Here is a 23761-nt window from a genome sequence, read left to right on the forward strand (position 1 = left end):
TCATCACTTCTGATGGGATGTAAACAGTGGCCGCGAACGCGCCGCTTATTCCACGGTAATCGTGATCACCTCGGACACCACAGGTGGATTATGCGGCACGTGGCCCGCATCCCCCAGCACCAGTTGCAGCGTATGCTGCCCGGCAGGCAGGTCCAATGTCACCTCAGTCTGGCCGCCGCCAAAATGCATATGATTGTCGTCGGCGGGCAGGCCATAGGCCAACTCATCCGCGCCGTCTTCGCCCTCACCAATCGGTGGGCGGTTGATCAGCAGGTGGTGATGGCCTGTATTCTCAGCCTCAGTTCCTGCAGGCGCGACACCCATTCCGCTGAGGCCAAAGACCACCGTGACCGGAGATTGAACGCTGTCGCCATCCGCAAGATTCACAAAATAGACCTTGGCATCGGGATTCGAAGGGGTCTCACCCCCAGCCCAGACAAAACTTGCGCTCAGACAGAACGCGGCGGTGAATAGAAACGATTTCATTAACTCCTCCCAGGTCACAAAATTGCCATTCTAACCATAGCACAAACGCGAAATTATGTAGAATTCGGTGCTTATCGCCGATGCTGACGGATCGGAAACCACTGTTTCCGCGTTTCTGAACTGCAAACGATCCGATTCAAAACCCTGATATTATCCCATGTCTGCCCCGTTTCCGCCCAGATTCGGAACCAATATCACCTTCGAGAGCAAGACCTGGGGAACGAGTATGGATCGACTGACCGAAATGGAAGCCTTCGCCAACGTGGTGGACCAAGGTGGCTTCACCGATGCGGCCAAGAAGATGGGTATCTCCAAATCGGCAGTGTCGAAACACGTGTCGAGCCTTGAGGCGCGGCTGGGTGCACGGCTGTTGAACCGCACGACGCGCCGGGTTTCACCAACCGAGATCGGGCTGGCCTATTATGACCGCGCGCGCCGCGTTCTGAATGATGCGGGCGAGGCGGATGCGCTGGTCACTTCGATGCAATCGGCACCATCGGGCCTGCTGCGCATCAGCGTTGCGACCGATTTTGGCGTCAATCACCTGTCGCCTGTCCTGTCCGAATTTCTGTCAGCCTATCCCGACATCACCGTGAACATGGTTTTGAATAACCGATATGTTGAGCTGATATCCGAAGGCTTTGACGTGGCGGTCCGCATTGGAGAACTGGAAGACAGCACCCTTCGCGCCCGCAAGTTGACAGAAACCGTCAAACGCATGGTTGCGGCACCCAGTTACATCGAAAAGTTCGGACGCCCGCAAAAGATCGACGATCTGAACGAACACAAACTGCTGCACTACTCCAGCCAATCCTCGGGCAGTGTGTGGAAACTGACCGCGCCTTCGGGTGAAAAACGGCAGGTCCGCACCGCCGGCTGGCTAAGTGTGAATGACGGACAGTCCCTTTTGAATGCCGCGATTTCGGGCTTGGGCATCGCCCACCTGCCCAGCTACCTGTATGCGGATGCGTTGAAATCTGGCCTTGTGCTGGATGCCATGCCATCGCTACCGGATGAGGTGCAGGGGGTATATGCGGTCTATCCTCCCGGCCGCTTTACCCAGCCGAAAGTGCGCGCATTCATTGATTTTCTGGTCGAATCCTTCAACGAGAAGGGTCCGATGGATTGGTAAGTTTCTCCCTGTGAACTGGAACGGCCCGTGCAGAAATGTGCGGGTCTTTTTTTGTCTCTGACCAGGCTAGACCGAGCCTAATTGACAAGCAAAACGGCCTCGACCCGGCGGTTCAGGTCTCGCCCTTCGGGCGTCGCGTTCGAGGTTATCGGGGCAAGATAACCCACGCCCTGCGCTTCAATCCGGTCAGCCGCGACGCCATAAGCTTCGATCAACCGGCTACGAACCGCCTCGGCCCGGCGTGTGCTGACCCGAATGTTGGCATCTAAATCGCCAGTGTCATCGGTGTTGCCAACCAGCGCCAAACGCAGGCCTGGATTATCTGTCAGAAATCCGGCCAGTAGGGCAAGCGAGGCAAACCGACCGTCCCCCAGCGCCACTTCACCCGTGCGGAAATGCAGGTCGTCCAGAATGACGTGCCCGTTTTGCTGCAGCTCGGCCAAGAGGCCTTGGGCCCCATCGACGGATTGGTCGACAACGATTGGCGCGGGTGCGGGCGCGTCAACAGGGGTGACGCGGACCATTTGCACATAGCCGTCGGGCGTATCCCGGCTGACCAGCAGGCTTAGCACGGTTTGCCCTTTCTGTGCTGCCAGAAACCGGTAATCCTGAATCGCAACATACATGTCGGGCGTGGGGACGACCTCGGTTCCAAACCGAAAGTCAAAGCCGCCACAAACGCGCGCCTCGCATTCGAAAAGGATGTCATATCCTTGCGCTTCGATCTGATCCCGCAACGGGGCTAGCAACTGCAGGGTCGTGCTTGACCCGGCCTGCAGGCGCCATGTGTATCGCTCAACCTGCCCTTCAACGGTCCGTGATGGCACAGCCCCATCTGCAAACGGCCCGGTTGGCAGATCATAGCTGTCCAAGGCCGAACTGCGGTCACTGATCTGCTGTGCCGTCTGCGGCAAGGTCAGCTCTTGCGCAGCCAAAGGTCCCGCGAGGACCAAAAAGACAAATATCAGCGTTCGGATCATCGAAATTGCGCGTGATATTCTGAATTTGGCGCCATGGCGGTGGCACTGGCGACCCGGTTGGACATGTTGAAGAAGCCGGCCACATTGGCGATGTCCCAGATGTCACGATCACTGAACCCCACATCGCGCAAGTGCTGGCGGTCAGGCTCTTCAATCTCGGCGCTGGCCTTGGTCATTTTGGCCGCAAAATCCAGCATGGCACGCTGACGCGTATCGAGAGGCGCGACGCGATAGTTCATCGCCAGCATCTCTCCCAATTGCGGATTACTAGACAATTGCCGCACCGCTGCACCATGGGCAACGAGGCAATAGAAGCATTTGTTGATCGACGACACGACAACCGCAATCATCTCACGTTCCAGTTTGGACAATCCGCTATCGGCCAGCATCAGGTCGTTATACATGGTGGTGAAAGCGTTGAGCTTATCAATATCGAACGCGTAAGCCTTCAGCACATTCGGCACCATGCCCAGTTTCTCGACACAGATATCAAAGTATTTCTGCGTCTCGGACGGCAGCGGATCGACCATAGGCAGGTCCAGCGCGGTAGGCATATCTTGTTGTGTCACGGGGGGCCTCTCTTCGTCAGATAAGCTGACGGTAATGGTATTCGCCCACGATCTCCATCCCAAGCGCGCGGTAGAGACCATTTGCCCCTTGGTTCGCCTTGGTGCAGATCACGCTGAGCGTTTGCGCGCCGTTGTCACGCGCCCAGATCGCAGCGGCCCGCATCGTCCATTCGCCCATACCCTGCCGTCGGTGATCTGGCAGAATTTCAAGCGCATGCAGCATGGCGATGTCATCATGCATCGCCACAAATGCAGCTCCGCAAGGTTGATCCGAATGACGCAAGAGCAGGCTGGTTTTGGGGCCTTTGGCACGTTCCATGATCGCCACCCGTTCGGGGCCGATGCCGCCGGTTGCCCAAATTTCCCGCATGATCGCTAAGGGTTCCCAAATCTGGAAAACCGTGACCAGTGGGATCGCGCGGTCTGTGAGTTGTGAGACAGGACAGACGTATATGTTAACCGGGTCCAGCACCTGATAGCCGCGCGCTGCAAGCTGGGCATCCAACGCCTCGTCACCCGGACGCAGGCAGAAGATACGCCTTTGCCCCATGGCCAGCATCGCCTGTTCTGCCGCATCAATATCCGCTTCACTGACCGGGCCGATGGCGCTGGCTGCCGAAACCCGCGATCCGCCCCCCTGCCCTTGGCGCAGTTGAAACGGACCTAACTGCTTATAGCTGGCAGCAGGCCAGGTGCCATCGACAACCTCGGCCCAATTGACGCTCACAAGTCTAGCTCTTTTGCCAGTTGGGTCATGGCAGCGTCGATCCGCGCGCCGTCGGTCCCCCGGATCACGACATTTGCGCCGAAAACTCCGTTGATCTGGAACGGGTAGCAGCCAATCGACAGATCATCGTAGGTTTCTGCCAGAGAGGCCAAGGTTGCCGCGATATCGCCCTCCCCCCGGTCCACACGCAGGGTCTGAGACAAGAGCGGGCTGCCTCCGGTGAGCTTGGGCAAAACGCTGGCCACCATGGCCTGAAACACCGACGGCACACCGGCCATGACATGGACGTTTCCAATGGTAAATCCCGGCGCAGTTGAGACCGGATTATCAATCAGAACCGCCCCATCCGGGATACGGGCCATGCGCAGGCGCGCTTCGTTCAGTTCCAACCTTGATTTGTCATAATGTGCTTGCAACAGAGCACGTGCATCGTCTCGCACACCAATATGCGCCCCAAAGGCCCGCGCGATGCAGTCGGCGGTGATGTCATCATGGGTCGGGCCGATACCGCCGCTGGTGAACACAGTGTCATAGCTGTCGGACAACGCCTTAACAGCGGCCTCAATCGCCGGGGCATCATCGCTGACAATGCGCACCTCGTTCAGGTCGATGCCGTGCTTGGTCAGTTCCCCAGCAAGGTAATGCATATTCGCATCGCGCGTTCGACCGGACAGAATCTCATCCCCGATCACCAGCATTGCAGCGGTTGGATTGGCCATGGAACGTCCCCTCTTGATCGACCTTTGGGGCAGGTATAGGCCCTAGGCTATGCGATTTGAAACCCCTCTTGTCCCCGCCCGCCTGATCCGCCGCTACAAACGCTTTCTGGCCGATTGCACACTGGAGGACGGCCGCGAGGTCACCGCCCATTGCGCCAATCCCGGTTCGATGATGGGGCTGGCAGAGCCCGGGCAGAAAATCTGGCTAGAGCCCAACGACGATCCAAAGAAAAAGCTGAAATACGGCTGGCGGCTGGTCGATCATGAGAACGGACATTTCACCGGGGTCGATACATCCGTGCCCAACAAAGCCCTGCGTTTGGCGTTGCAATCGGGTGAGATTCCCGAACTGGCCGCTTATGATACCGTTCGGGCCGAGGTTAAATACGGCCAAAACAGCCGCATCGATTTTCTGCTATCCAGGCCCGGCTTACCCGATGCTTATGTAGAGGTAAAAAGCGTCACCCTGTCCCGCCAAACCGGTCTGGCCGAGTTCCCCGACAGCGTGACCGCACGCGGCACCAAACATCTGGGCGAGCTGGCCGAGATGGTCGAGCAAGGGCACCGGGCGATCTTGCTATATCTGGTGCAACGCACCGATTGCGACCGCTTCGCGCTGGCCGCAGACATTGATCCAGCCTATGCGGCGGCGTTTAAGGCTGCACAGGTGAAAGGAGTGGAACGGTTGGCCTATGGCACTCGGATAACGCCCGAGGGCGTTTGGGTTGATACAAATGCCTGCATCGGATCCGAAACCAAGATATGATCGCAGGATGTCGGTGAAACCTGTTCGAGGCAAAAGCCAGTGCGGCCAGCTAGGAGCCCCCTGATGGTAGAAGTATCAATTGAAACCTGTACCGAGTTACCGGAAAAGGACGCATTCAGTAGCATTTTATCGCAGTATTATCGCCTCATCGTCCAACGAATGCAGGATATGGGTTTCGACATTGACCCGGCCGCACCCGAAAGCGCAATGGCCGAATTCTGGGCCAATTCGAACGACTATCTGCCTCCGAACGGCTGCGTCGTTGTGGCGCGAGATGCCACGGGTGAAATCATCGGATGTGGTATGCTGAAACGGCTTGATGACCAGACTGGTGAACTCAAGAGAGTCTTTGTTGTTGAGAGCGCAAGAGGAACAGGTACCGGAAAAGCGCTGATCGAAGCCCGAGAACAGGCCGCGCGCGCGATGGGTCTGACACGATTGGTCGCCGATACGCTTACACCCAATGTTGAAATGCGCAGCCTTTATCCAAAACTGGGCTTTGTCGAAGTCGATGAAGCAATTGAGACGACAACCTACAAAGACCAACCTATGCTGCGCCCGCATATGCACTACTTCGTGAAAGAAATTTAAGGCAACACGCCCTTGCTGGCGATACTTGAACACTGCGACACACCCGCCAATTTAGGAGCCACAGCCCCGCGCCCTCTGGAACTTTCTGCACAAGCAGCGTAAATAGAGTGCTGCGCGACACATTTGGAGCTTAGCGTCGATGAAAGAGCATCGCGGCCGTATGACGAAAGACGGCATCCGTATCTATGAACAGGGTGACTTTGCCGGCATGCATGCGGCAGGGGCCTTGGCTGCGCGGATACTCGACGATATTGCCGATCATGTGTTTCCCGGACAGACAACCGGCGCGCTTGACGGGTTGATTACGCAGATGGTCGAGGATGCAGGCGCGACCTCAGCAACCATCGGCTACAAAGGCTATCAGCACGCCAGCTGCATCAGTGTAAACCACGTGGTTTGCCACGGCATTCCCGGCGATAAGAAGCTGAAAGATGGCGATATCCTTAATATCGACGTGACCGTCGTTGTCGATGGTTGGTTCGGTGACACTTCGCGCATGTATGTTGCAGGAAAACTGCCTCGCAAGGCCGAGCGTCTGATTCAGGTCACCCATGACGCGCTGTTCAAGGGCATCGAAATGGTCAAGCCCGGCAACACGTTCGGTGATATCGGCCACGCCATTCAGGCTTATGTTGAGGCGCACCGGATGAGCGTTGTCCGCGATTTTTGCGGCCACGGGTTGGGCCGTGTGTTCCATGCACCGCCAAACGTCCTGCATTACGGGCGTCCGGGAACCGGTGCGGTTCTGGAAGAAGGCATGTTCTTCACCATCGAACCGATGGTCAATCTAGGCCGCCCGGAAACCAAAACGCTGGCCGATGACTGGACCGCCGTAACCCGCGACAAATCCTTGTCCGCGCAGTTTGAGCATTCAGTGGGTGTGACAGCCGATGGGGTAGAGATTTTCACCCTGTCACCCGGCGGGAAGTACCATCCGACCTATTCGTCCTGATCGACGGCCTGATCGCGTAGCAGCTTGAGCAACAGCGTTTCATCTCGCCAAGGGATTATCGCGTCGTGAATGAAAACAGGTGCGCGCATCGGCTTACGCTCGGGCGCAGGGGTGACGTCAGCATCCTGCGAAAATGACCAGATCGGTGGGTTCAGTACGCGGTCCATAACCCGACACTAGCACGGTTGTGTCAAATTCCCAAAAGACCCGGCACCTCGGTCATGTTGTGAAAAACCTCTGCCCCGATCTCCGCCAGTTTGACACCATGACCCTCTGGTACAAAGGCAAGGCACCGCATGCCCGCGCGTACCGCGGCAGTCACACCATTCTGGCTGTCTTCAATCACGACGGGTTTGGATGCGTCGAACTGCTTCGCCGCCAACAGAAACATCTCTGGGTCCGGTTTTGCTGTCCCCAGTTGGTGGGCTGAGAACATGGCACCCTGAAACCGGTCCCAAAGCCCGTTTTGCCCCAGTGTGATCGCCATCTTGTCCGGACTGCCATTTGAGGCCACGCAGAATGGGATACCGTGGTGGTCGAGCCGATCAAGCAAGTCCCGAATACCCGGCATCAATGCCACGCCCTGACGCAGACGCGCGTAGGTTTCCGAATAGACTTCATCGATCCAGTCGTCGGGTAAATCAGCCCCCAGCGCACGTGCTTTGTCGCGCACGCCAGCCATTGTACCGCCCAAGAAAAAACCAACGCTGTCTTCCAGAGTCAGGTCCAGTCCATAGCGGGCAAGGTTGTCTACCAAAACCTGATTGGACAGCGGCTCACTGTCGACCAGAACGCCATCGCAATCGAAAATGACCAGATCGTGCATAAAGCCTCCGTCTGCTTTTCAATCGCCGTACCCGAGCGCAGGTTAATGCGCAAATCGGCAAGCGGCATCAATTCGCGCAACAGGTTTCAGTTTGAAACATTGCGCCATATCAAGGAGATATGAGTATCTCCATACTTCCGGCTGTCGGACCGGCTGAACCCATCAGGCGCTGCCATGGGTGCGTTTTCCTCCCAGACCAACAAGGCGTCATCAGCCACCCATCCACCGGCGGTCAGGGCAGCCACCGCCTTTTGGCCCAGCGACTTGCCATAGGGCGGGTCCAGAAAAATCAGATCATAAGGGGCGTATGGGTTGTCGCCCAGCCGCGTCGCGTCCCGACGGACCAATTCGGTACGATCAGCACTGTGTGTCAGTTCGATATTCTTGCGGATCAAACCCTGTGCAACTCGACCGTCATCCACAAACGTGACATGCGCTGCCCCACGCGACAGCGCCTCAAGCCCCAATGCGCCGGTGCCTGCAAACAGGTCCAACACGCGCAGACCATTGAAATCGATCTGATGCGTCAGAACATTGAACAGGCTTTCGCGCACTCGGTCGGTGGTGGGGCGCAGATGCGCGCCCGCATCGCCTTTGCCGACCGACGTCAAGGCACGGCCCCGGAAGTCTCCGGCAATGATCCTCACGCCTTAAGCAGCGGCTTCAGGTCCGCTTCCGGGTCCGCCACCACGGAAGGATCAGCCGTCTTGCCCGCATCGATCAGGCGTTTGCCAACCATGTAGGCGCGAGGGTCGTTCATGGCGTCGACCGCGATTAGCTTATCGCCCTTGTAGTACCAGAAGGACACTGTCGCGCCTTCACCCTTGCGGGTTACCACGCGGTCATACCCTGTGTTCAGCCCGGCAATCTGCAGCTTGACGTCATACTGATCCGACCAGAACCACGGCGTTGCAGTGTAGTCCTTGGCGGCACCCAGCATGTTCTGAGCAACGATCTCGGCCTGATCGATAGCGTTTGGGACGCTCTCTAGACGAATACGCCCTTCGCCATGCGGGAAGGATGCACAATCGCCTGCCGCCCAGATCGACGGGTCAGAGGTGCGGCCGTGGGCGTCGGTTTTAATCCCGTTGTCCAGTTCCAGCCCCGCCATCTCGGCCAGTTGCGTCGACGGGGCGATTCCAACACCGACAACAACGAAATCCACCTCGATCTCGGACCCGTCCGTCAAAAACGCTCCGACCACTCTGCCGTTGTCACCGACCAACCGATCCAACCCAACGCCTTCACGGATATCCGCACCGTATTCGCTGTGCAATGCGCGGAAATAGTCGCTGGTTTCCTTCGCAGCAACGCGTTGCAAGATGCGCTCGGCCATCTCGACCAGAGTCACTTTGACCCCGCGCTTGGCGCAGACGGCCGCGGCCTCAAGCCCTATATAGCCGCCACCCACGATCAACGCGCGTGCGCCCTCAGTGACACGAGGCTCCATCTCATCGATATGCGCCAGATCGCGCACCACATGAACGCCTTGCAGATCACCCCCAATCGAGGCGGGAAGATAGCGCGGATCCGATCCAGTAGTTAGCGCCAGTTCGTCGTAGGAAATGGCATCATCGCCAACCGTCACCGTCTTGGCCTGCGGATCAATTGCGGTGACACGCTGCCCCAAACGCAAAGTGATATTGTTGTCGGCATAGAAGCTCTCGGGCCGCAGGAAAAGACGCTCCAATTCCATTTCACCCAACAGATAAGCCTTGGAGAGGGGCGGGCGCTGATAGGGCAGATGCGGTTCAGCCCCGATCAGGGTGATGTCACCATCAAACCCGTCTTTGCGCAGCCGCGCGACAAGCGAAGCGCCTGCTTGTCCGGCACCGATCACGACAATATGGCTCATGTTCCTCCCACCCTGTCGAATTACCGTGGTCTCATCCACGCGACCACCTATATTGCGGCAAAGCCCGACTCTGCAAATCCAAACGACAGGAGGTAAGAAATGATTTCAACAGGTGACACGCTGCCCGATGCCACGTTGACCCAAATGGGTGCTGACGGCCCGGAAGAGGTGCGGATTTCCGACAAAACCAAAGGCCGGAAAGTGGTGATCTTCGCCGTTCCCGGTGCCTATACCGGCACCTGCACCACCGCCCATGTGCCCAGCTTTATCCGGACCAAGGATCAGTTCGACGCAAAGGGTGTAGACGAGGTGATCTGCATTTCTGTCAACGACCCGTTTGTCATGCATGCCTGGGGCGAATCCACCGGCGCCGCTGCGGCGGGGCTGACCATGCTTGGCGATGCCACATCGGAATTCACCAAAGCCCTTGGCATGGATTTCGATGCACCGCCCGTAGGCCTGATCGCGCGGTCCAAACGCTATGCGATGCTGGTCGAGAACGGCAAGGTGGTCGCGCTGAACCTGGAAGAAAACCCAGGGGTGTGCGAAGTTTCGGCTGGCGAGGCGCTGCTGGACGCAATCTGAACCGATCTGGCCCCGGCCGAGGTCGGGGCCAGATGAACCCTAGTTAACTTGCGACAACGCCCCGTTGTGCGAATACTTGGCGCATAAACACGGGAGTTGATTGATGAAACTCAGATTTTTAACCCTTTGCGCTGTCTGCGTAGGCGTTTTGGCAGCCTGCGGCCCAGCCCCGACCCCGCAACAACAAGCCGCACGCCAGCACGAAATCGCCTGCCTTGGTGGCACATTGGGTGGCGCGTTGATCGGCGGCGCAATCGGCAATCAGTTCGGGGGCGGCTCCGGCAAAACCATTCTGACTGCGGCCGGCGCTGCTGCGGGTGGTATCGAAGGGCAGAGGTTCGCATGTTGAAAGCACTGAAAATGAAACCGCTTGTTTTCATCGCGTCCGTTGCGTTTGCCGCTGCGGCCAATGCCGAAAACGTGGCCGAGCTACACGAAAACGAATTGCGTGCTATTGATGCCAATAATGACGGGTTCCTGTCCAAGGACGAGTTCAACGCCTTTTCCGACTACGCGTTTCAGACGATGGACGAGGACAAGAACGGCACGCTGGGATTGGATGAGGCCAAGCCGTTTCTGGACATCAAACAGTTTCAAAACGTTGACCGGAACGGCGATAGCTTTATCTCAAGGGCAGAATACGACGCGCAGATGGGCAATGATTTCACCACTGCGGATCAGGACGGAAACGGCCAACTGGACTAGGCCAACTCTGAACAGGAGCGTGGTATGAACAAATGGATCGCCTTTGGGGCGCTTGCCGCCCTTTGCGCATGCGATGTGCCCCAAGCCCCAATCATAACGGGGCCGGATGGCCAAGCACGCATTCAGATCAATACCAGTGGTTTGACCTGCTACAATACAAAGTGTCTGGATATTAATCCGGCTGCGCGTAGCGTGCGTCAGGTGGGCAACCGCACAACCGGAATTCCGGGCAACATCAATGTCAGTGACGGAACCGTGACACCGGCCGAGTTCGAACAGATGGGCGTTGCCGCCTCATTGGCTGGTGGAATGGGATCGCGCGGGGATCGCGGCTAGACTAGGCTGTCCATCTTGCGCGCCAGTTTGGCATCCAGAGATGACAAACCGCCCACATCGTGGGTGGAAAGCACAACTTCGACCGTGCGGTAGACGTTGGACCATTCCGGGTGATGGTTCCATTTCTCAGCCCAGATCGCCACCTGGGTCATCCAACCAAAGGCGGCAACAAAATTGTCGAAGCTAAAGGTCTTGGTGATTGCATCCCGGCCTTCAACCATGGTCCAACCGTTGCTAAACAGCGGATCCAAAAGGGGGCCTCGGGTCTCGGTCGACAAAAGCTCGGTCATTGCTGTTCCTCCGGGTTCGACTTTCTGAACGGTCCGTAGTCCGTCAGAATCTCAATCTCTTCTCCTACGGCGCGGCCTTCGGCGTCCAGATATCTTTTGACAGCATCAGCAAAACCCGGATCACCGACCCAATGCAAGCTGTGCGTGCGCGTCGGCAGATAGCCGCGCGCCAATTTGTGCTCGCCCTGCGCCCCTGCCTCGACCCGCAACAAACCCTGGGCAATCGCAAAATCAATGGCCCGGTAGTAACACAGTTCGAAATGCAGGCAGGCATGGTGTTCGACACAGCCCCAATAGCGACCAAAAAGCGTTTCGCGCCCGATAAAATTCAGCGCCCCTGCAATCGGAGTGCCATCGCGCATGGCAAGAACCAGCGCCATGTCATCCGCCATCGTGTCCTGTGCGATGTCAAAGAACTGCCGCGTCAGATAGGGTGAGCCCCATTTCCGCGCGCCGGTGTCCTGATAAAACCGCCAGAACGCATCCCAATGCTCGGGCCGCAGCTCTGACCCGGTCAATGTGATGATCTCACCACCAAACCCGTTCGCTTGCGCCCGTTCTTTGCGGATATTCTTGCGTTTGCGCGACGACAGAGCAGCGAGAAACCCGTCGAAATCCGTATATTCGTCGTTCAACCAGTGAAATTGCTGCGAGCTGCGCAGCATCAGGCCCATCTGTTCGCCCGCCAGCGCCTCATCCTCGGTGCAGAAGGTTGCGTGCAGAGAGGAGACCTGATTGTCGGCCGCCAGTTGTACCGCACCCTGCACCAGCGCGGACATGCCAATCGCCTCATAGCCCGGTCGCACCAGAAACCGCCGCCCGGTTGCAGGCGTGAAGGGAACGGCAATTTGCAGTTTGGGATAGTACCGCCCGCCCGCATTTTCATAGGCATGCGCCCAGCTATGGTCGAAGATGTATTCACCCTGACTGTGCGACTTGGCATACATCGGCGCGGCAGCGATCAGCATTCCGTCCAGATAGCTGGTCAGGTATTGCGGGTGCCAGCCAGTTCCCGACCCGACCGACCCGCTGTTTTCAAGCGCCAACAGAAACCGATGAGTGGTGAACGGATCCAGAGGGCGCCCGCCATCTGCCGCCTCGGGGCAAGCGCAGCCATCCCACTCTGCCGCAGAAATCTGCGACAGTGAGTTCAGTACCTGAACTTCTATCTGCGCCTGATCCATGTACCCTCCGCGTCTGTTCTTTATCTGTGACAGTGCGGGTCAGGTTCAACCCGGATGAGCGGCCAAATACCCCTCGAAGGTCACATTGTCGGCAACGGCGCGGGCCTGTGCCTCTTGTTCAGGCGAACGCACGGTCCAGCACAGAATCGGAACGCCCTGTGCCTTTAGCTCGGCAACACGGGGGCGGTTCAGGTCGTGAACCTCATGGCTGATGAAGCTGGCCCCCACGCGGTCAAAATCCGGAATACTGCGCAGATGATCGCAGATGCTATCAGACAGAGGCCAATCCTGCGGATCATATGAGCTGGTCACGATCCCGCGTGGCAAATGCGGGGCCAAACGCGCCAGTTCGGCCACGCTGTTGGGGTTGAAGGACATCAACGCCACCGGGCCTTTGTAGCTTTGCAGGGCCCGCACGGTATCAGCCTCAAGCGGGCCAATATCGGTGCCCATTGCGCCATCCTGATCCTTGAGCTCGATCAGCAAAGGCACCTTGCCGGCGACCATCGCAAGCACCTCATCCAGCGCTGGGATACCATCATCGCCATGCAGCAAGGGGATTTCCAACGCTTGCTCGGAAGTGATCCGTCGGATCGGACCCGCCTGTCCGGTCAGACGCGCCATATCATAGTCATGAAAGACCATGGCGCGGTTGTCCGACGTCAGCTGCAGATCGATCTCAATCCCGTACCCGGCATCCACCGCGGCACGAATGGCCGCCCGGCTGTTTTCCGGACGGCGATCCGAGATGTCGTGCAGGGCCCGATGCGCGATCGGGGCCCGCAGAAATTCGGCTGGCAGTTTTGGGGTCATTGGACCTCGAAAATACCTTCGATTTCAACCGCAACGCCCAACGGCAGCGATGCCGCGCTGACGGCCGAGCGGGAATGACGCCCTGCATCACCCAGCGCCTCAACCAGGAAATCGGACGCGCCATTGATCACCTGCGGCTGCGCGGTGAAATCGGCGGTCGAGTTCACAAAGCCGGTTAGCTTGATCACGCGCACCAGTTTTTCGATATCGCCACCACAGGCCGCTTTGACCTGTGCCAGAAGGTTGATAGCGCAGACCTTCGCTGCCGCGGCGCCCGCTTCGACATCCATGTTATCGCCCAGCTTGCCTGTGATCAGATCATCCGCCTTGGAAATCTGGCCTGAAATATACACAATATTGCCTACTCGCACGAAAGGCACATAGTTCGCTGCAGGTGCAGGGGCGTCGGGCAGGCTGACGCCCAGGCTTTCCAGTTTTGCGGTGATACTCATGCGATGATCCTCATCCCTCATTTGACTCCGGCGGACGCTACCCCCTTGGGCGCGACAGGGAAAGCAGGAAACTGGCATTTTTGAACGTGGCGCTTATCTGGGCATAACTTCTCTTATTCCGCAGTGTTGAAGCGATGTCACTTTACCGCGCGCAGGCAGACGCGTTAAACGCTGGATGTTTCAATTTGAACCTGAAACATTTATGTGACCAAGACTTGTGCCAACGCGGCACTATTATCGATTTAATATCTGGCAATCATGGGCCGGATTACTTTGGAGTGGCAAAGACCGTGTTGAGCAGATTGCGCCTGAAACACCTTGTTGTGCTGTCCCTGTTGCCGATCCTGACCGCCTGCGCCACGCAGCCCCCGGAACAGGCCGCCCGGGGTGAGGTGTTCGATCCTTACGAAAAGACCAACCGGGGCATCCACAAGTTCAATCTGGGTGTTGACCGGTTCCTGTTCCGCCCGGCCTCGAAAGGCTATGTCAAAATCGTCCCTGATCCGATGGTGACCAGCTTCAGCACCTTTGCCGAGAATATCTCGCTGCCGGGTCAGGCCGTCGACTATCTGCTGCAAGGCAATCCAAAACAGATGGGCAACGCCCTGTTGCGTTTTGTTGTGAACATGACAGTAGGCGGGTTTGGTCTGTCCGCACCCGCTGATGAGCTGAACCTGCCGCCCGTGGATACGGATTTCGGCGAAACGCTACATGTCTGGGGATTTGGTGAGGGCGCCTATGTCGAGCTGCCGTTCTACGGCCCCTCAACAACCCGCGATGCGGTAGGCGTTGTGGTCAACCTGTTCTCGAACCCGATCAACTTTACCCCCACACGCCCCGCCGACAACCTTGGCGTTTATGCCGAGATCGTGCGCCGCATGGGCGACCGGGGGCGGTTCTCGGATACGGTTGACTCGATCCTGTATGAAAGCGCCGACAGCTATGCACAGGCCCGCCTGATCTATTTGCAAAATCGCCGCTTTGAACTGGCGCGCGATGATGAGGATGCCTATCTGGATCTGTACTCCGATCCCTATGCTGAAATCGGAACCGACCCTGTCAGGGACCCCTATCTAGACCCTTACGAGGACCCCTATGCCGAGTAAATCTTTGAACCGACGTCATTTTGTTTTCACCGGCCTGACCGGATTGGCGCTGACTGCGCTACCTGGATCCGCCTTTGCCCAGACCGAAGCAAGCGCCAAGGCGCTGGTGAATAGTGTTGTGGCCGAGATCAACCGCGTGATCGCGTCCGGCAAATCTGAAAGCGCCATGCTGCGCGATTTCGAAAAAATTTTCGCGCAATATGCCGATGTTCCGATCATGGCACGCTATGCCCTTGGGGCCGATGCGCGCACTGCTAGCCCAGCACAGCTGAAACAGTTCACCAACGCCTTTCAGGGCTATATCTCGCGCAAATACGGTCGCCGATTCCGAGAGTTCATCGGCGGCCAGGTCGATGTGCGAAACGCCCGCAAAATCCGCGCCGGTTACGAGGTCAGAACACGGGTGAAGTTGCAGGGTTCCTCCCCGTTCGAGGTTACCTTTCTGGTGTCGAACAAATCCGGGCGCGACAAGTTCTACAATATGTTCATCGAAGGCGTGAACCTGCTGTTGACCGAACGGACCGAGATCGGGGCAATGCTGGACGCGCGTGGTGGCAATCTCAACCAGCTGATCAAAGATCTGAACCGGACCGCTTAAATTTCGGTTTCGTATGCAAGGGGCCGCATTGCCACGGGCAACGCGGCCCTTTTGTTATGATTGACACCGGGCCCTTCATTTTCTAGGCCCGCCTAGGGCATGTAACTACGCACAAGCGCACTGGCGATCAGAGCCCAACCATCGGCAATTACAAAGAACGCCAGCTTGAAAGGCAACGAGACGATGGCCGGGGGCACCATCATCATACCCATCGACATCAGCACCGCCGCGACAACCAGATCAATGATCAGAAACGGTAGGAAAATCAGAAAGCCGATCTGAAAGGCCCGCGCAATCTCGGACAACATGAACGACGGCATCAGGACAGACAGCGGAGCCTCAGGCGATAACTCCATCGCTTCACCCCCTGGTCTCAGCGCCGCCATGGCTTGAAATGTATCTACATCCAGACGCGCAGCCATGAAGGCCCGAAACGGTTGCAAGGCGCGTTCGAGAGCGGGTTCCACTTCCATCGTTTCGTCGATCATCGGGCGTATTCCGGCGCTCCAAGCTTCGGTAAAGACCGGGTCCATGATGAAGTAGGTGAGAAACAGGGCCAGGCTGACAATCAGCATATTCGGTGGTGATTGCTGCAATCCGATCCCCTGCCGCAAAATCGACAACACCGTGATCAGGAAGGGGAAACAGGTGATCATGATCGCCAGTCCCGGCGCAAGGCTGAGCACCGTGATCAAAAGGATCAATTGGATGGTGCGCGCCGAGATCGATTCTCCGTCACCCAGCGACAGGCTCAGGTCTTGCGCGACGACCAGCGACGGTGTCAGCACCGCTGCAACAAGCACCAGCCCGATCAGAAGGCGCATCAGCCGATCCCGTTCTGCAAATCTGCGATTTCCGTCAGGCGTACGGCCAGTTGTCCGGCCTGATCACCTTCCATCTCTTCCAGCAGGCCGCGCGCAACCAGTTGATCGCCAACATACAAATCCACCGGGTCTTCGATCCGTTTATCCAAGGTCAAAACAGCGTTTTCGCCCATGTTCAGCAAATCGCGGATCAACGGACGGGCACGACCCACTGAGACCGTGACCTCAATCGGGACCGCGTCGAACGGGCTGGCTTTTTCGGGTTTCTGAATCTGGGCGTCACTCATTTTCCAATGCCTCTCTGGCTTCAAATAGATATGCGTCAAAGGCTCGCGCGACCGAGGCCAGAACGGCGCCGCATTCCACCTCACTGCGCGAGATACCTACCTGCAGGCGGGCCTGCCCCGGCTGCAAAGCGGGGTCTTCGATGACTTTTGGGGGCGAGCTGAGAGTTGCGGGCAGCATCGCTTCAACCTCGGCTGCGCGGCCCTCGGGAACCATGATGTGCATGGGCTGACCAACCTGCGCGCGGGCCATTTCGGTCAAATGCTCAACAACTTGCGCAGCAAATCCACGATCGATCATCTCGGGCAAAACCAGCCGCGTCAGGCTGTCGAACATCGGTTCCAGAGACAGGGACATCCTGGTGACCGCTTCGGTGTAAGTGAACGACATGTCTTCAAGTGATTTCCCCAATTCAGACGAGATTTGCCCACGGCTTTGTTCCTGCGCCTGCGTCGCGTCCTCCCATCCCGCACCGTAGCCTTGTTCGAAGGCCGCAAGGCGCTGTTCTTCCAGGGCGTCTTCGTCCAGCAGATGAACCTGACCGCCTCCGGCAAGTATGGTGAAATCTTCAAGAAGATGGGCGATCGACATCAGACACGCTCCTCACCTTCTTCCAACCAACTGCGCAGGATCTCGACCGTTTCCTCCTGCTTGTCGCCAATCATCGCGCGCAAACGATCCACAGGGTCTTGCGATTGATCTAGGCCGATTGCGGGCGCGTCGGCTTGCGCAGCCAAAGGTGCGAACTCTGACATACCATCAGGGGCAATCTCACCCGTCAGCACCTGCGCATTCTCGGCCTCAACATCCCCGCTCGCCGGCAGCAAGGCGGGCACGACCGCAGGTTTCATCAGGATCGGGCGAATGACAAACAGGGCTAAAACCAGTGAGACCGCCGCCAGAACCGCCATTTGAACCAGAGACATCGCATCAAGATGAACGTTCTGAAACATCGATGCGGATACCAGGGTGCCTTGCGGTTCAACCACCGGTAAATCCAGCGATTTCAGGGTGATGACATCCCCGCGCTCGGCGTCGAAGCCCACCGCCGACGCAACAAGTTCCTGCAATGCGTCCAACTCGGCCTGCGGAAGTGGCGCAAAGCTCTCAGCCCCTGCAGCATCGACCACGCGTGTGCCATTGACCAGCACAGCAACCGTCAGGCGTTTGACGGCGCCGGGCGCGGTATGCACTTCAAGCTCGGTTTCTGAGACCTCGTAATTCACCCGCTCACGTGTCTGGGTTGCGTTCGAGTTCGATTCGTCCCCACCAGCGCCATCACCATCCGGCAGGTTCGAGGCCACCGTTACATCCGAAGATTGGTTGCGGGCGCTGTCCGAACGCTCTTCAACATCGGTGCTGATGGCAACGCGCCCTTTGGGATCAAAACGTCGTTCGCGGATCGATTCGGTTTTGGTCACGGTATCCACGCTGACCTCGACAACCGCGTTGCCCGCGCCGACGCGCGCCTCAACCAGGCGCAAAACACGCTCACGAAGCTGACGCGATTTGTCATCGGCCGTTTCCGCAGCCACAGCAGTCTCCTGCCCTCCGATCACCGCGCCCTTCGAATCGATCACCGCCACGTTTTCCGGGGCCAGCCCGCTGACGGCTGAAGAAACAAGAAACCGGATGGCCTTGGCCTGATCACCGGTGATCTCAGCCCCGGTCGACACCAGATAAACCGATGCAGTTGGGGCCACGCTGCGTTGAAACGGGTTTGCGGATCCGTTGGCAATATGTACGCGCGCTTGGCTGACATGGGGGCTGCCGACAATCGTGCGCGCAAGCTCACCCTCTTTGGCGCGCCAATAGGCGGCATCAAACATCTGAGAGGTGGTGCCAAACCCGCTCAGCGAATCGAGCAATTCGTACCCACGATTGCCATTTGCAGGCAGCCCTTCGCTGGCCAGTGTCATCCGCAGCTCATCCCGCTGCCCGCCCGGCACATAGATGGACCCGCCGCGAATCTCATACGGTACGCCGCGCTGATCCAGCGAGCGGACGATATCGCCCGCTGCCCCGCTTTCCAGCCCCGCATAAAGCAAGGTCATCGACGGCGCGGATGCCAACCGCGACATGCCCAATATTCCCAGAAACACCAGTACAACTGCACCAGCAACGATGATTTGTTTTCGCCTGTCCAAACTTGCCCAGACAGTTCCGATCTGCTGCACGCTCACCTCCGACTCGCCGACATTCTGCCCGGCGCGTTCTCTGTTTGGACCATTGCCCTTAACAATCGGTTAGTCCCTGGCGGGTTATGACGGATTCACAACGGATGGATGAGGACGTCATGACAGACGCAACGGCAGAAGAGGCAGAAGCGCCTGAGAAAAATGGAAAAAAGGGCCTGATGATCGGGCTGATTCTGGCCGTCGCTGGCGCGGCGGGAGGATATTTTTTGACCACATCAGGCCTTCTACCTTTCGGTGCAAAATCCGAGGAAACATATGCCGAAGGTGACAAAGGCGACACCAAGGTCGAACCGCTTGCGGATGTGGGATTCGTAAATCTTCCGCCCGTGGTCATCTCTTTGACCGAAACCCAGGCGCGTCATTTGAAATTTCACGCACAGCTCGAAGTTAACGCTCCGTACATCGCTGATGTGGAAAAAATGCAACCACGAATCATGGATGTGCTGAACGGCTATCTACGCGCGGTCGAGGTATCGGATCTGGAGGATCCGATGGCTTTGACCCGGATCAGAGGGCATCTGCTGCGGCGCATCGAAATTGTCACCGGAGAAGGTCGGGTACGCGATGTTCTGGTCATGGAATTTGTGCTGAATTAGGAGGCGAAATTGGAGCTCATTGCGGATATTTTGCTGGTCGCGGGTGCGCTGGGTGCAGGGCTGTATTGTTTTGTTCTGTCGCGCCGGCTCCGACGGTTTACCGATCTTGAAAAGGGCGTAGGCGGAGCTGTTGCGGTTCTGTCTTCACAGGCAGATGAGTTGAAGAAATCCCTCGACAATGCCCGCATGGCTTCGGATCAGTCAGGCGAGTCACTGAAGGGGTTGACCGAGCGTGCAGAAAGCGTGGCGCAACGCCTGGAATTGATGATGGCATCAATGCACGATGTGATCCCTACAGAGGAGACCAAGCCCGAGGTGGCCGACATTGCGGATCAATCGGTTGGGTCCAAGCCGCAGTCTGAAGTGGAGGACGATACCGCTGAAGCCGTCGTGGAACCGTCTGACGAGCGGCCCGAAGACAAACCGGACGAGGCCCCGGCCAAGGCGCCCGAGGGGCTAATGTTCTTCAGACATGGCCGAAACATGAACGAGGCTACCTGATGCGCGCCAACACTACGGATAAAGGGCAAAATCGCCCGCGCGCGGGGGTGTTGACGGTCATCTCGCTGTTGATGATCGGATCAGCGATTATTCGTGTCGGGCTGGAAGCCGGGCCAGCGCTGGCAAAGTCCACCAACGCCGAACAGACCGAAAAGAAACCCGCAACGACTGAGACGCGCGATGTTGAAATTCTTCTGGTCGAACTATTGCGCCGTGAAGAACGCGTAAAACAGCGCGAAGACAAGATTATGGAAAAGGAAAAGGCGCTGGAAATTGCCAATGAGGCCATCGACATGCGCCTCGCCACTTTGCAAGAGGCCGAAGAGTCACTGCGTGCGACCCTGGCTGTGGCAGACAAAGCCGCCGAAACGGACCTGACCCAGCTGACAGATGTCTATCAGAACATGAAACCGAAAGACGCAGCCGCGTTGTTTGAGACAATGGACCCAACCTTTGCGTCCGGCTTTCTGTCGCGCATGCCGCCCGAGGCTGCGGCGAGCATACTGGCCGGTCTCAGCCCGGATGCAGCCTATACCATCAGCGTCGTGATGGCGGGTCGCAACGCGACCGCACCACAGGAATAGACCCCATGGACAGCACATCTGCCCGGAAAATGTCTGGAGATCGCAAATGATTGGAATTGTTGGAATTGTCGTCATTTTTGTGATGGTTTTCGGTGGCTATCTTGCAGCCGGTGGCAAGATGACGATCATCCTGAAGTCACTACCCTACGAGATGATGATGATCGGCGGTGCCGCTGTCGGGGCCTTTCTGATCAGCAACGATGCCGGTGGCATCAAACACACGATCAAAGACATGGGCAAAGTCTTCAAAGGGCCGAAATGGAAACCTGAGGATTACCGCGATCTGCTCTGCCTTTTATTCACGCTCATCCGCATTGCGCGCGCGAACCCGGTTGAGGTGGAGCAACATATCGAAGACCCCGAAAGCTCAAGCCTGTTTTCTGCCTACCCCAAGATTCAATCCGACAGAGAGGCGGTGGACCTGATCTGCGACACGATGCGCTCTGCCGCCATGAACTATGACGACCCTCATCAGGTTGAAGAAGTGTTGGAAAAACGGATGGAGGCGAATTTTCACCACGCCATGCATTCGAGCCACGCGTTGCAAACCGTTGCAGATGGCCTTCCGGCCTTGGGCATCGTTGCTGCGGTTCTGGGGGTCATCAAGACCATGGGCTCGATTGATCAACCACCGGAAGTGCTGGGTAAGCTGATCGGCGGCGCGCTGGTTGGAACCTTTTTGGGCGTCTTCCTCGCCTATGGTCTGGTGGGGCCGTTTGCAGGCAAGTTGAAAAACGTGGTCGAAGAGGACAACCATTTCTACCAACTGATAAAAGAGGTGCTTGTCGCCAATCTTCACAACCACAACGCAGCCATGTGTATCGAGGTCGGACGGCAGAACACGCCTACACATAATCGCCCTGATTTCACCGAGTTGGAAGATGCCCTGAAAGAGTTGAAGCAGGCGGCTGCATGACCCGGCTTGTCACGCTGGTATTCGCACTGATCGCCTGGGCGACCTGGGCATCTTCACAAGAGGTGACTGTTCGCTCTGGCGAGCATGATGGATACACACGCCTTGTGTTCACTGTTCCGCCAAACACGGATTGGGTTGTGAAACACCGCAAACGTGGCGCGCGGTTGATGGTCGATCTCGACGATGTGACCTACAAGACCGGAGGGGTGTTCAGCCGGCTGACAACAAACCGCCTCGCCTCTTTGTCGCAGAAACAGCCGGGCGATGGGCTTGAACTGGATTTTGGCTGCGACTGCGTTGCTTCTGCATTTCTCTATCGCGACTCAATGATCGTTCTGGATATTGCGCCCGGCGCGATACTGCCGCCTTTGCTGGCCAATATCCCGCCACCCCGATCGGCGCCGGAGCCGGACCTTTCGTCCCGCCCTAACCCGCCAGAAGTCATAGAGTTGCCTTCGCTGCCCCTTGGCGCGCAAAGTTTCAAAGACCAGCTATCGACCCGTCTGTTGCAAGGGGCGGATCGGGATGTGCTGGATCTGAATCTTGCTACCATCGGGCCAAGGCGACGGCCCGAGCTGCAGGCACTGCCTTTGACGGTTGGTTTGAACTCGAATGTGGAGCTTTCAACTGCATTGGATGAACTCAACGCGCTGCTGGGTTCCGAATTCCCGCAGATCGAAGCCAAACCTGCCTGTTTCACAAGCGTTGAGCTTGGATTTGAAACCTGGGCAAATGACCGACCTTTCCAGGATCAGGTCGCACAGCTGCGCGTAGGGCTGTTTCAGGAGTTCGACAGGCTGGACGCAGATCGCGCTTTGGCTTTGTCCAAGCTTTATGCCTATTACGGGTTTGGCGCGGAATCCCTTCAAGTGCTCGGTCTTTCGGGCTTGCAAAGTGATGAGGCTCAACAGGTTGCAGCAATTGCAAACATCGTTGACGATCAACCGTTTCCACATCGCAGCCCATTTCACGGCCTGCAGCGATGCGACAGCGATGCCGCGCTTTGGGCTGCACTTGCAGAGCGGGAACTGACAACCGATGCACGCGTTGAGGCAATCGAACAAAGCTTTGTCCGCTTGCCCGACCATCTGCGCCGCAACCTGGGGCCCCGGCTATCCTCTATTCTGGTTGAAGCAGGACAACTTGAAGCCGCGCGGCGGGTCTTGCGGTCGGTAGAGCGTGTTGAACCGGAGACAACTCCTTCACTCTTCAACGCCAAGGCCGAGGTGGCTTATGCCGAAGGGGATGGCCCATCAGAAGAAAGCCTCTTGTCCGAAGTGATTAGGGCACCCGAAGCCTCGACCGAGGCGCCGCTGGCCTTGGCGCGGTTGGTTGAAAAACGATGGAACGATCGAGGGGCTGTTTCTCTGCAGGAACTGGATCTCGCCGCCGCCTATGCGAACGAATATCGTAAAACCGAAATGGGGCCAATGATGGCCCGAACACATGTGGTTGCACTAGGTCTTGTGCAGGAATTCGAACAGGCCTTTGAGCTGATCGAGACATTGCCGGATAGCGCAGAAGATCCTGCCGTGCTTGACCGACATCTGCAATTGCTTGCAGAACGCGCCGATGACTTAACATTTTTGCGGCAGAGCCTGACTCTGTCACAGCCACAGAAGGATGCGGTGTCGACCGACACAGCCATCGCCCTGTCCGCGCGATTGACAAAGTTGGGGTTCGGCACGCAGGCGGCGGCACTGGCCAACCGCGGCCAAGACCGCGCGAGGCGCGCGGAACGGGCGCTGCTAAGGGCGCAGGCAGCGTTGCAGGTTGGTCGCCCCTATCAGGCGGTGCTGGAGTTGGCCGATGATCCATCAGAGGCCGCCAATGCTTTGCGGATCGAGGCGATGATCGCCAGCCGCGATTTTGCCAACGCCGCAGCTTTGTTGCAGGAGGTCGGCGATGTGCAGGCCGCAAACAGATATTACTGGTTGGCAAATTTGCCAGACCGAGCCGATGTGGATTCGAACGGAAAGTTCGCTGAGTTAAATGCGACAACGCAAGCACTGGCGGACGCACCTGAACGCATCGAGGACAAACCCTTGGCAGATGCTGTGAACCTGCTGGATGAAAGTGCTCAGGCACGCGCAAGAATCGCTGCTTTGCTTGAGATCGTTGAAACAGAATAGACCAACCCAGCGACGCCAATTGCGGTCTTAATTCTATGAGCTTAGGAAATAGA

Annotated in this window: 32 protein-coding genes; 15 read left to right on the forward strand and 17 right to left on the reverse strand. The window is 57.6% G+C overall.

Annotated elements, in window-relative coordinates:
* Nucleotides 1-45 precede the first annotated feature (45 nt).
* A complete protein-coding gene (locus ACR0JX_RS09245; RefSeq protein WP_480543368.1) occupies nucleotides 46-486 on the reverse strand; it encodes a DUF4399 domain-containing protein in 441 nt (146 codons plus the stop codon).
* Nucleotides 487-712: 226 nt separating this feature from the next.
* Here ACR0JX_RS09245 and ACR0JX_RS09250 point away from each other — a divergent pair, with 226 nt between their 5' ends.
* Nucleotides 713-1618 (forward strand): LysR family transcriptional regulator, encoded by a 906-nt coding sequence (locus ACR0JX_RS09250; RefSeq protein ID WP_170533810.1) that lies wholly within the window; start codon nucleotides 713-715, stop codon nucleotides 1616-1618.
* Nucleotides 1619-1695: 77 nt separating this feature from the next.
* Here the strand turns inward: ACR0JX_RS09250 and ACR0JX_RS09255 are convergent, their stop codons facing one another.
* Genes ACR0JX_RS09255 through ACR0JX_RS09270 form a run of 4 tightly spaced genes read right to left on the reverse strand, consistent with a single transcriptional unit; the run spans nucleotide 1696 to nucleotide 4613 of the window.
* Nucleotides 1696-2598 carry an OmpA family protein gene (locus ACR0JX_RS09255; RefSeq protein WP_480543370.1) on the reverse strand — a complete coding sequence of 301 codons (903 nt, stop codon included), beginning with the start codon at nucleotides 2596-2598 and terminating at the stop codon, nucleotides 1696-1698.
* The gene (locus ACR0JX_RS09260) at nucleotides 2595-3152 is read right to left on the reverse strand and encodes a peroxidase-related enzyme (protein WP_480543751.1); all 558 of its coding nucleotides are present in this window, start codon (nucleotides 3150-3152) and stop codon (nucleotides 2595-2597) included. Before ACR0JX_RS09260 ends, ACR0JX_RS09255 begins: the two co-directional genes overlap by 4 nt.
* A 31-nt stretch (nucleotides 3153-3183) precedes the next feature.
* Nucleotides 3184-3894, reverse strand: a complete 711-nt coding sequence (locus ACR0JX_RS09265; RefSeq protein WP_480543372.1) for a GNAT family N-acetyltransferase — start codon at nucleotides 3892-3894, stop codon at nucleotides 3184-3186.
* A complete protein-coding gene (locus ACR0JX_RS09270; protein WP_480543374.1) occupies nucleotides 3891-4613 on the reverse strand; it encodes a competence/damage-inducible protein A in 723 nt (240 codons plus the stop codon). Before ACR0JX_RS09270 ends, ACR0JX_RS09265 begins: the two co-directional genes overlap by 4 nt.
* Before the next feature lie 49 nt (nucleotides 4614-4662).
* Here ACR0JX_RS09270 and sfsA point away from each other — a divergent pair, with 49 nt between their 5' ends.
* The 3 genes from sfsA to map all read left to right on the forward strand — a co-directional run bounded on the left by sfsA (nucleotide 4663) and on the right by map (nucleotide 6922).
* Nucleotides 4663-5379, forward strand: a complete 717-nt coding sequence (gene sfsA / locus ACR0JX_RS09275; protein ID WP_480543376.1) for a DNA/RNA nuclease SfsA — start codon at nucleotides 4663-4665, stop codon at nucleotides 5377-5379.
* Nucleotides 5380-5442: 63 nt separating this feature from the next.
* Nucleotides 5443-5970, forward strand: coding sequence for a GNAT family N-acetyltransferase (locus ACR0JX_RS09280; protein ID WP_480543378.1), 528 nt, complete (start codon nucleotides 5443-5445; stop codon nucleotides 5968-5970).
* 139 nt (nucleotides 5971-6109) lie between these two features.
* On the forward strand, nucleotides 6110-6922 hold the full coding sequence (gene map, locus ACR0JX_RS09285; protein WP_480543380.1) for a type I methionyl aminopeptidase: 813 nt from the start codon (nucleotides 6110-6112) through the stop codon (nucleotides 6920-6922).
* On the opposite strand, the gene ACR0JX_RS09290 is transcribed toward map, so the two are convergent.
* The 4 genes from ACR0JX_RS09290 to ACR0JX_RS09305 form a co-directional block, all read right to left on the reverse strand.
* Nucleotides 6910-7089 (reverse strand): hypothetical protein, encoded by a 180-nt coding sequence (locus ACR0JX_RS09290; protein ID WP_480543382.1) that lies wholly within the window; start codon nucleotides 7087-7089, stop codon nucleotides 6910-6912. The genes map and ACR0JX_RS09290 overlap by 13 nt on opposite strands.
* A 23-nt stretch (nucleotides 7090-7112) precedes the next feature.
* Entirely contained in the window at nucleotides 7113-7748 is a 636-nt protein-coding gene (locus tag ACR0JX_RS09295) for an HAD family hydrolase (protein WP_480543384.1), read from the reverse strand.
* Between the two features lie 86 nt (nucleotides 7749-7834).
* On the reverse strand, nucleotides 7835-8395 hold the full coding sequence (gene rsmD, locus ACR0JX_RS09300) for a 16S rRNA (guanine(966)-N(2))-methyltransferase RsmD (protein WP_480543386.1): 561 nt from the start codon (nucleotides 8393-8395) through the stop codon (nucleotides 7835-7837).
* A complete protein-coding gene (locus ACR0JX_RS09305; protein ID WP_480543388.1) occupies nucleotides 8392-9603 on the reverse strand; it encodes an NAD(P)/FAD-dependent oxidoreductase in 1212 nt (403 codons plus the stop codon). The genes rsmD and ACR0JX_RS09305 overlap by 4 nt, the downstream gene beginning before the upstream one ends.
* Before the next feature lie 99 nt (nucleotides 9604-9702).
* Between ACR0JX_RS09305 and ACR0JX_RS09310 the strand changes: the two genes are divergently transcribed.
* The 4 genes from ACR0JX_RS09310 (at nucleotide 9703) to ACR0JX_RS09325 (ending at nucleotide 11229) form a co-directional block, all read left to right on the forward strand.
* A complete protein-coding gene (locus tag ACR0JX_RS09310; RefSeq protein ID WP_480543390.1) occupies nucleotides 9703-10188 on the forward strand; it encodes a redoxin family protein in 486 nt (161 codons plus the stop codon).
* Between the two features lie 103 nt (nucleotides 10189-10291).
* Nucleotides 10292-10537: a glycine zipper 2TM domain-containing protein gene (locus ACR0JX_RS09315; RefSeq protein ID WP_480543392.1), complete on the forward strand. Its 246-nt coding sequence runs from the start codon at nucleotides 10292-10294 to the stop codon at nucleotides 10535-10537.
* Complete coding sequence (locus ACR0JX_RS09320) at nucleotides 10531-10893, forward strand: EF-hand domain-containing protein (protein ID WP_480543394.1); 363 nt, start codon at nucleotides 10531-10533, stop codon at nucleotides 10891-10893. The genes ACR0JX_RS09315 and ACR0JX_RS09320 overlap by 7 nt, the downstream gene beginning before the upstream one ends.
* A 24-nt stretch (nucleotides 10894-10917) precedes the next feature.
* On the forward strand, nucleotides 10918-11229 hold the full coding sequence (locus tag ACR0JX_RS09325; RefSeq protein ID WP_170533852.1) for a hypothetical protein: 312 nt from the start codon (nucleotides 10918-10920) through the stop codon (nucleotides 11227-11229).
* On the opposite strand, the gene ACR0JX_RS09330 is transcribed toward ACR0JX_RS09325, so the two are convergent.
* The 4 genes from ACR0JX_RS09330 to ACR0JX_RS09345 are packed head-to-tail and all read right to left on the reverse strand — an operon-like array spanning nucleotide 11226 to nucleotide 13968.
* Nucleotides 11226-11519: a 4a-hydroxytetrahydrobiopterin dehydratase gene (locus ACR0JX_RS09330; RefSeq protein WP_170533855.1), complete on the reverse strand. Its 294-nt coding sequence runs from the start codon at nucleotides 11517-11519 to the stop codon at nucleotides 11226-11228. The two genes, ACR0JX_RS09325 and ACR0JX_RS09330, sit on opposite strands and share 4 nt — an antisense overlap.
* Nucleotides 11516-12703, reverse strand: a complete 1188-nt coding sequence (locus ACR0JX_RS09335) for a GNAT family N-acetyltransferase (protein ID WP_480543397.1) — start codon at nucleotides 12701-12703, stop codon at nucleotides 11516-11518. Before ACR0JX_RS09335 ends, ACR0JX_RS09330 begins: the two co-directional genes overlap by 4 nt.
* A 45-nt stretch (nucleotides 12704-12748) precedes the next feature.
* Entirely contained in the window at nucleotides 12749-13516 is a 768-nt protein-coding gene (locus ACR0JX_RS09340; RefSeq protein WP_480543399.1) for a glycerophosphodiester phosphodiesterase family protein, read from the reverse strand.
* Complete coding sequence (locus ACR0JX_RS09345; RefSeq protein ID WP_480543401.1) at nucleotides 13513-13968, reverse strand: RidA family protein; 456 nt, start codon at nucleotides 13966-13968, stop codon at nucleotides 13513-13515. Before ACR0JX_RS09345 ends, ACR0JX_RS09340 begins: the two co-directional genes overlap by 4 nt.
* 290 nt (nucleotides 13969-14258) lie before the next feature.
* Between ACR0JX_RS09345 and ACR0JX_RS09350 the strand changes: the two genes are divergently transcribed.
* Together ACR0JX_RS09350 and ACR0JX_RS09355 are read left to right on the forward strand one after the other, a co-directional pair.
* Nucleotides 14259-15074, forward strand: coding sequence for an MlaA family lipoprotein (locus ACR0JX_RS09350; RefSeq protein ID WP_480543752.1), 816 nt, complete (start codon nucleotides 14259-14261; stop codon nucleotides 15072-15074).
* Entirely contained in the window at nucleotides 15064-15672 is a 609-nt protein-coding gene (locus ACR0JX_RS09355; protein ID WP_480543403.1) for an MlaC/ttg2D family ABC transporter substrate-binding protein, read from the forward strand. The genes ACR0JX_RS09350 and ACR0JX_RS09355 overlap by 11 nt, the downstream gene beginning before the upstream one ends.
* A 92-nt stretch (nucleotides 15673-15764) precedes the next feature.
* Here ACR0JX_RS09355 and fliP read toward each other — a convergent pair whose 3' ends face one another.
* From fliP to fliF, 4 genes are read right to left on the reverse strand one after another with little or no spacing between them, the layout of a single operon-like run.
* Nucleotides 15765-16496 (reverse strand): flagellar type III secretion system pore protein FliP, encoded by a 732-nt coding sequence (gene fliP, locus ACR0JX_RS09360; RefSeq protein ID WP_480543405.1) that lies wholly within the window; start codon nucleotides 16494-16496, stop codon nucleotides 15765-15767.
* Nucleotides 16496-16783, reverse strand: a complete 288-nt coding sequence (locus tag ACR0JX_RS09365; RefSeq protein ID WP_480543407.1) for a FliM/FliN family flagellar motor switch protein — start codon at nucleotides 16781-16783, stop codon at nucleotides 16496-16498. Before ACR0JX_RS09365 ends, fliP begins: the two co-directional genes overlap by 1 nt.
* Nucleotides 16776-17372, reverse strand: coding sequence for a FliH/SctL family protein (locus ACR0JX_RS09370; RefSeq protein WP_480543408.1), 597 nt, complete (start codon nucleotides 17370-17372; stop codon nucleotides 16776-16778). The genes ACR0JX_RS09365 and ACR0JX_RS09370 overlap by 8 nt, the downstream gene beginning before the upstream one ends.
* Complete coding sequence (fliF, locus tag ACR0JX_RS09375; protein WP_480543410.1) at nucleotides 17372-18958, reverse strand: flagellar basal-body MS-ring/collar protein FliF; 1587 nt, start codon at nucleotides 18956-18958, stop codon at nucleotides 17372-17374. Before fliF ends, ACR0JX_RS09370 begins: the two co-directional genes overlap by 1 nt.
* A gap of 119 nt (nucleotides 18959-19077) precedes the next feature.
* Between fliF and ACR0JX_RS09380 the strand changes: the two genes are divergently transcribed.
* From ACR0JX_RS09380 to ACR0JX_RS09400, 5 genes are read left to right on the forward strand one after another with little or no spacing between them, the layout of a single operon-like run.
* Nucleotides 19078-19575 (forward strand): flagellar basal body-associated FliL family protein, encoded by a 498-nt coding sequence (locus tag ACR0JX_RS09380; RefSeq protein WP_480543411.1) that lies wholly within the window; start codon nucleotides 19078-19080, stop codon nucleotides 19573-19575.
* 9 nt (nucleotides 19576-19584) lie between these two features.
* Nucleotides 19585-20076, forward strand: a complete 492-nt coding sequence (locus tag ACR0JX_RS09385) for a hypothetical protein (RefSeq protein WP_480543412.1) — start codon at nucleotides 19585-19587, stop codon at nucleotides 20074-20076.
* Nucleotides 20076-20660: a MotE family protein gene (locus ACR0JX_RS09390; RefSeq protein WP_480543413.1), complete on the forward strand. Its 585-nt coding sequence runs from the start codon at nucleotides 20076-20078 to the stop codon at nucleotides 20658-20660. The genes ACR0JX_RS09385 and ACR0JX_RS09390 overlap by 1 nt, the downstream gene beginning before the upstream one ends.
* 46 nt (nucleotides 20661-20706) lie before the next feature.
* Nucleotides 20707-21576, forward strand: a complete 870-nt coding sequence (gene motA / locus ACR0JX_RS09395; RefSeq protein WP_480543414.1) for a flagellar motor stator protein MotA — start codon at nucleotides 20707-20709, stop codon at nucleotides 21574-21576.
* On the forward strand, nucleotides 21573-23708 hold the full coding sequence (locus tag ACR0JX_RS09400) for a hypothetical protein (RefSeq protein ID WP_480543416.1): 2136 nt from the start codon (nucleotides 21573-21575) through the stop codon (nucleotides 23706-23708). The genes motA and ACR0JX_RS09400 overlap by 4 nt, the downstream gene beginning before the upstream one ends.
* Nucleotides 23709-23761: the final 53 nt, after the last annotated feature.

Source organism: Ruegeria sp. AH7 (genome assembly GCF_056541325.1).

Bases quoted from the DNA above. Each gene is read 5' to 3' on its own strand.
- ACR0JX_RS09325 (WP_170533852.1), top strand. From the start codon at position 10,918: ATGAACAAATGGATCGCCTTTGGGGCGCTTGCCGCCCTTTGCGCATGC.
- sfsA (WP_480543376.1), top strand. From the start codon at position 4,663: ATGCGATTTGAAACCCCTCTTGTCCCCGCCCGCCTGATCCGCCGCTAC.
- ACR0JX_RS09295 (WP_480543384.1), bottom strand. From the start codon at position 7,748: ATGCACGATCTGGTCATTTTCGATTGCGATGGCGTTCTGGTCGACAGT.
- map (WP_480543380.1), top strand. From the start codon at position 6,110: ATGAAAGAGCATCGCGGCCGTATGACGAAAGACGGCATCCGTATCTAT.
- ACR0JX_RS09250 (WP_170533810.1), top strand. From the start codon at position 713: ATGGATCGACTGACCGAAATGGAAGCCTTCGCCAACGTGGTGGACCAA.
- fliP (WP_480543405.1), bottom strand. From the start codon at position 16,496: ATGCGCCTTCTGATCGGGCTGGTGCTTGTTGCAGCGGTGCTGACACCG.
- ACR0JX_RS09245 (WP_480543368.1), bottom strand. From the start codon at position 486: ATGAAATCGTTTCTATTCACCGCCGCGTTCTGTCTGAGCGCAAGTTTT.
- ACR0JX_RS09380 (WP_480543411.1), top strand. From the start codon at position 19,078: ATGACAGACGCAACGGCAGAAGAGGCAGAAGCGCCTGAGAAAAATGGA.
- ACR0JX_RS09310 (WP_480543390.1), top strand. From the start codon at position 9,703: ATGATTTCAACAGGTGACACGCTGCCCGATGCCACGTTGACCCAAATG.
- ACR0JX_RS09320 (WP_480543394.1), top strand. From the start codon at position 10,531: ATGTTGAAAGCACTGAAAATGAAACCGCTTGTTTTCATCGCGTCCGTT.
- ACR0JX_RS09345 (WP_480543401.1), bottom strand. From the start codon at position 13,968: ATGAGTATCACCGCAAAACTGGAAAGCCTGGGCGTCAGCCTGCCCGAC.
- ACR0JX_RS09315 (WP_480543392.1), top strand. From the start codon at position 10,292: ATGAAACTCAGATTTTTAACCCTTTGCGCTGTCTGCGTAGGCGTTTTG.
- ACR0JX_RS09290 (WP_480543382.1), bottom strand. From the start codon at position 7,089: ATGGACCGCGTACTGAACCCACCGATCTGGTCATTTTCGCAGGATGCT.
- ACR0JX_RS09280 (WP_480543378.1), top strand. From the start codon at position 5,443: ATGGTAGAAGTATCAATTGAAACCTGTACCGAGTTACCGGAAAAGGAC.
- ACR0JX_RS09390 (WP_480543413.1), top strand. From the start codon at position 20,076: ATGCGCGCCAACACTACGGATAAAGGGCAAAATCGCCCGCGCGCGGGG.
- ACR0JX_RS09340 (WP_480543399.1), bottom strand. From the start codon at position 13,516: ATGACCCCAAAACTGCCAGCCGAATTTCTGCGGGCCCCGATCGCGCAT.
- ACR0JX_RS09270 (WP_480543374.1), bottom strand. From the start codon at position 4,613: ATGGCCAATCCAACCGCTGCAATGCTGGTGATCGGGGATGAGATTCTG.
- ACR0JX_RS09365 (WP_480543407.1), bottom strand. From the start codon at position 16,783: ATGAGTGACGCCCAGATTCAGAAACCCGAAAAAGCCAGCCCGTTCGAC.
- motA (WP_480543414.1), top strand. From the start codon at position 20,707: ATGATTGGAATTGTTGGAATTGTCGTCATTTTTGTGATGGTTTTCGGT.
- ACR0JX_RS09370 (WP_480543408.1), bottom strand. From the start codon at position 17,372: ATGTCGATCGCCCATCTTCTTGAAGATTTCACCATACTTGCCGGAGGC.
- ACR0JX_RS09260 (WP_480543751.1), bottom strand. From the start codon at position 3,152: ATGCCTACCGCGCTGGACCTGCCTATGGTCGATCCGCTGCCGTCCGAG.
- ACR0JX_RS09355 (WP_480543403.1), top strand. From the start codon at position 15,064: ATGCCGAGTAAATCTTTGAACCGACGTCATTTTGTTTTCACCGGCCTG.
- ACR0JX_RS09255 (WP_480543370.1), bottom strand. From the start codon at position 2,598: ATGATCCGAACGCTGATATTTGTCTTTTTGGTCCTCGCGGGACCTTTG.
- ACR0JX_RS09400 (WP_480543416.1), top strand. From the start codon at position 21,573: ATGACCCGGCTTGTCACGCTGGTATTCGCACTGATCGCCTGGGCGACC.
- ACR0JX_RS09330 (WP_170533855.1), bottom strand. From the start codon at position 11,519: ATGACCGAGCTTTTGTCGACCGAGACCCGAGGCCCCCTTTTGGATCCG.
- ACR0JX_RS09305 (WP_480543388.1), bottom strand. From the start codon at position 9,603: ATGAGCCATATTGTCGTGATCGGTGCCGGACAAGCAGGCGCTTCGCTT.
- ACR0JX_RS09335 (WP_480543397.1), bottom strand. From the start codon at position 12,703: ATGGATCAGGCGCAGATAGAAGTTCAGGTACTGAACTCACTGTCGCAG.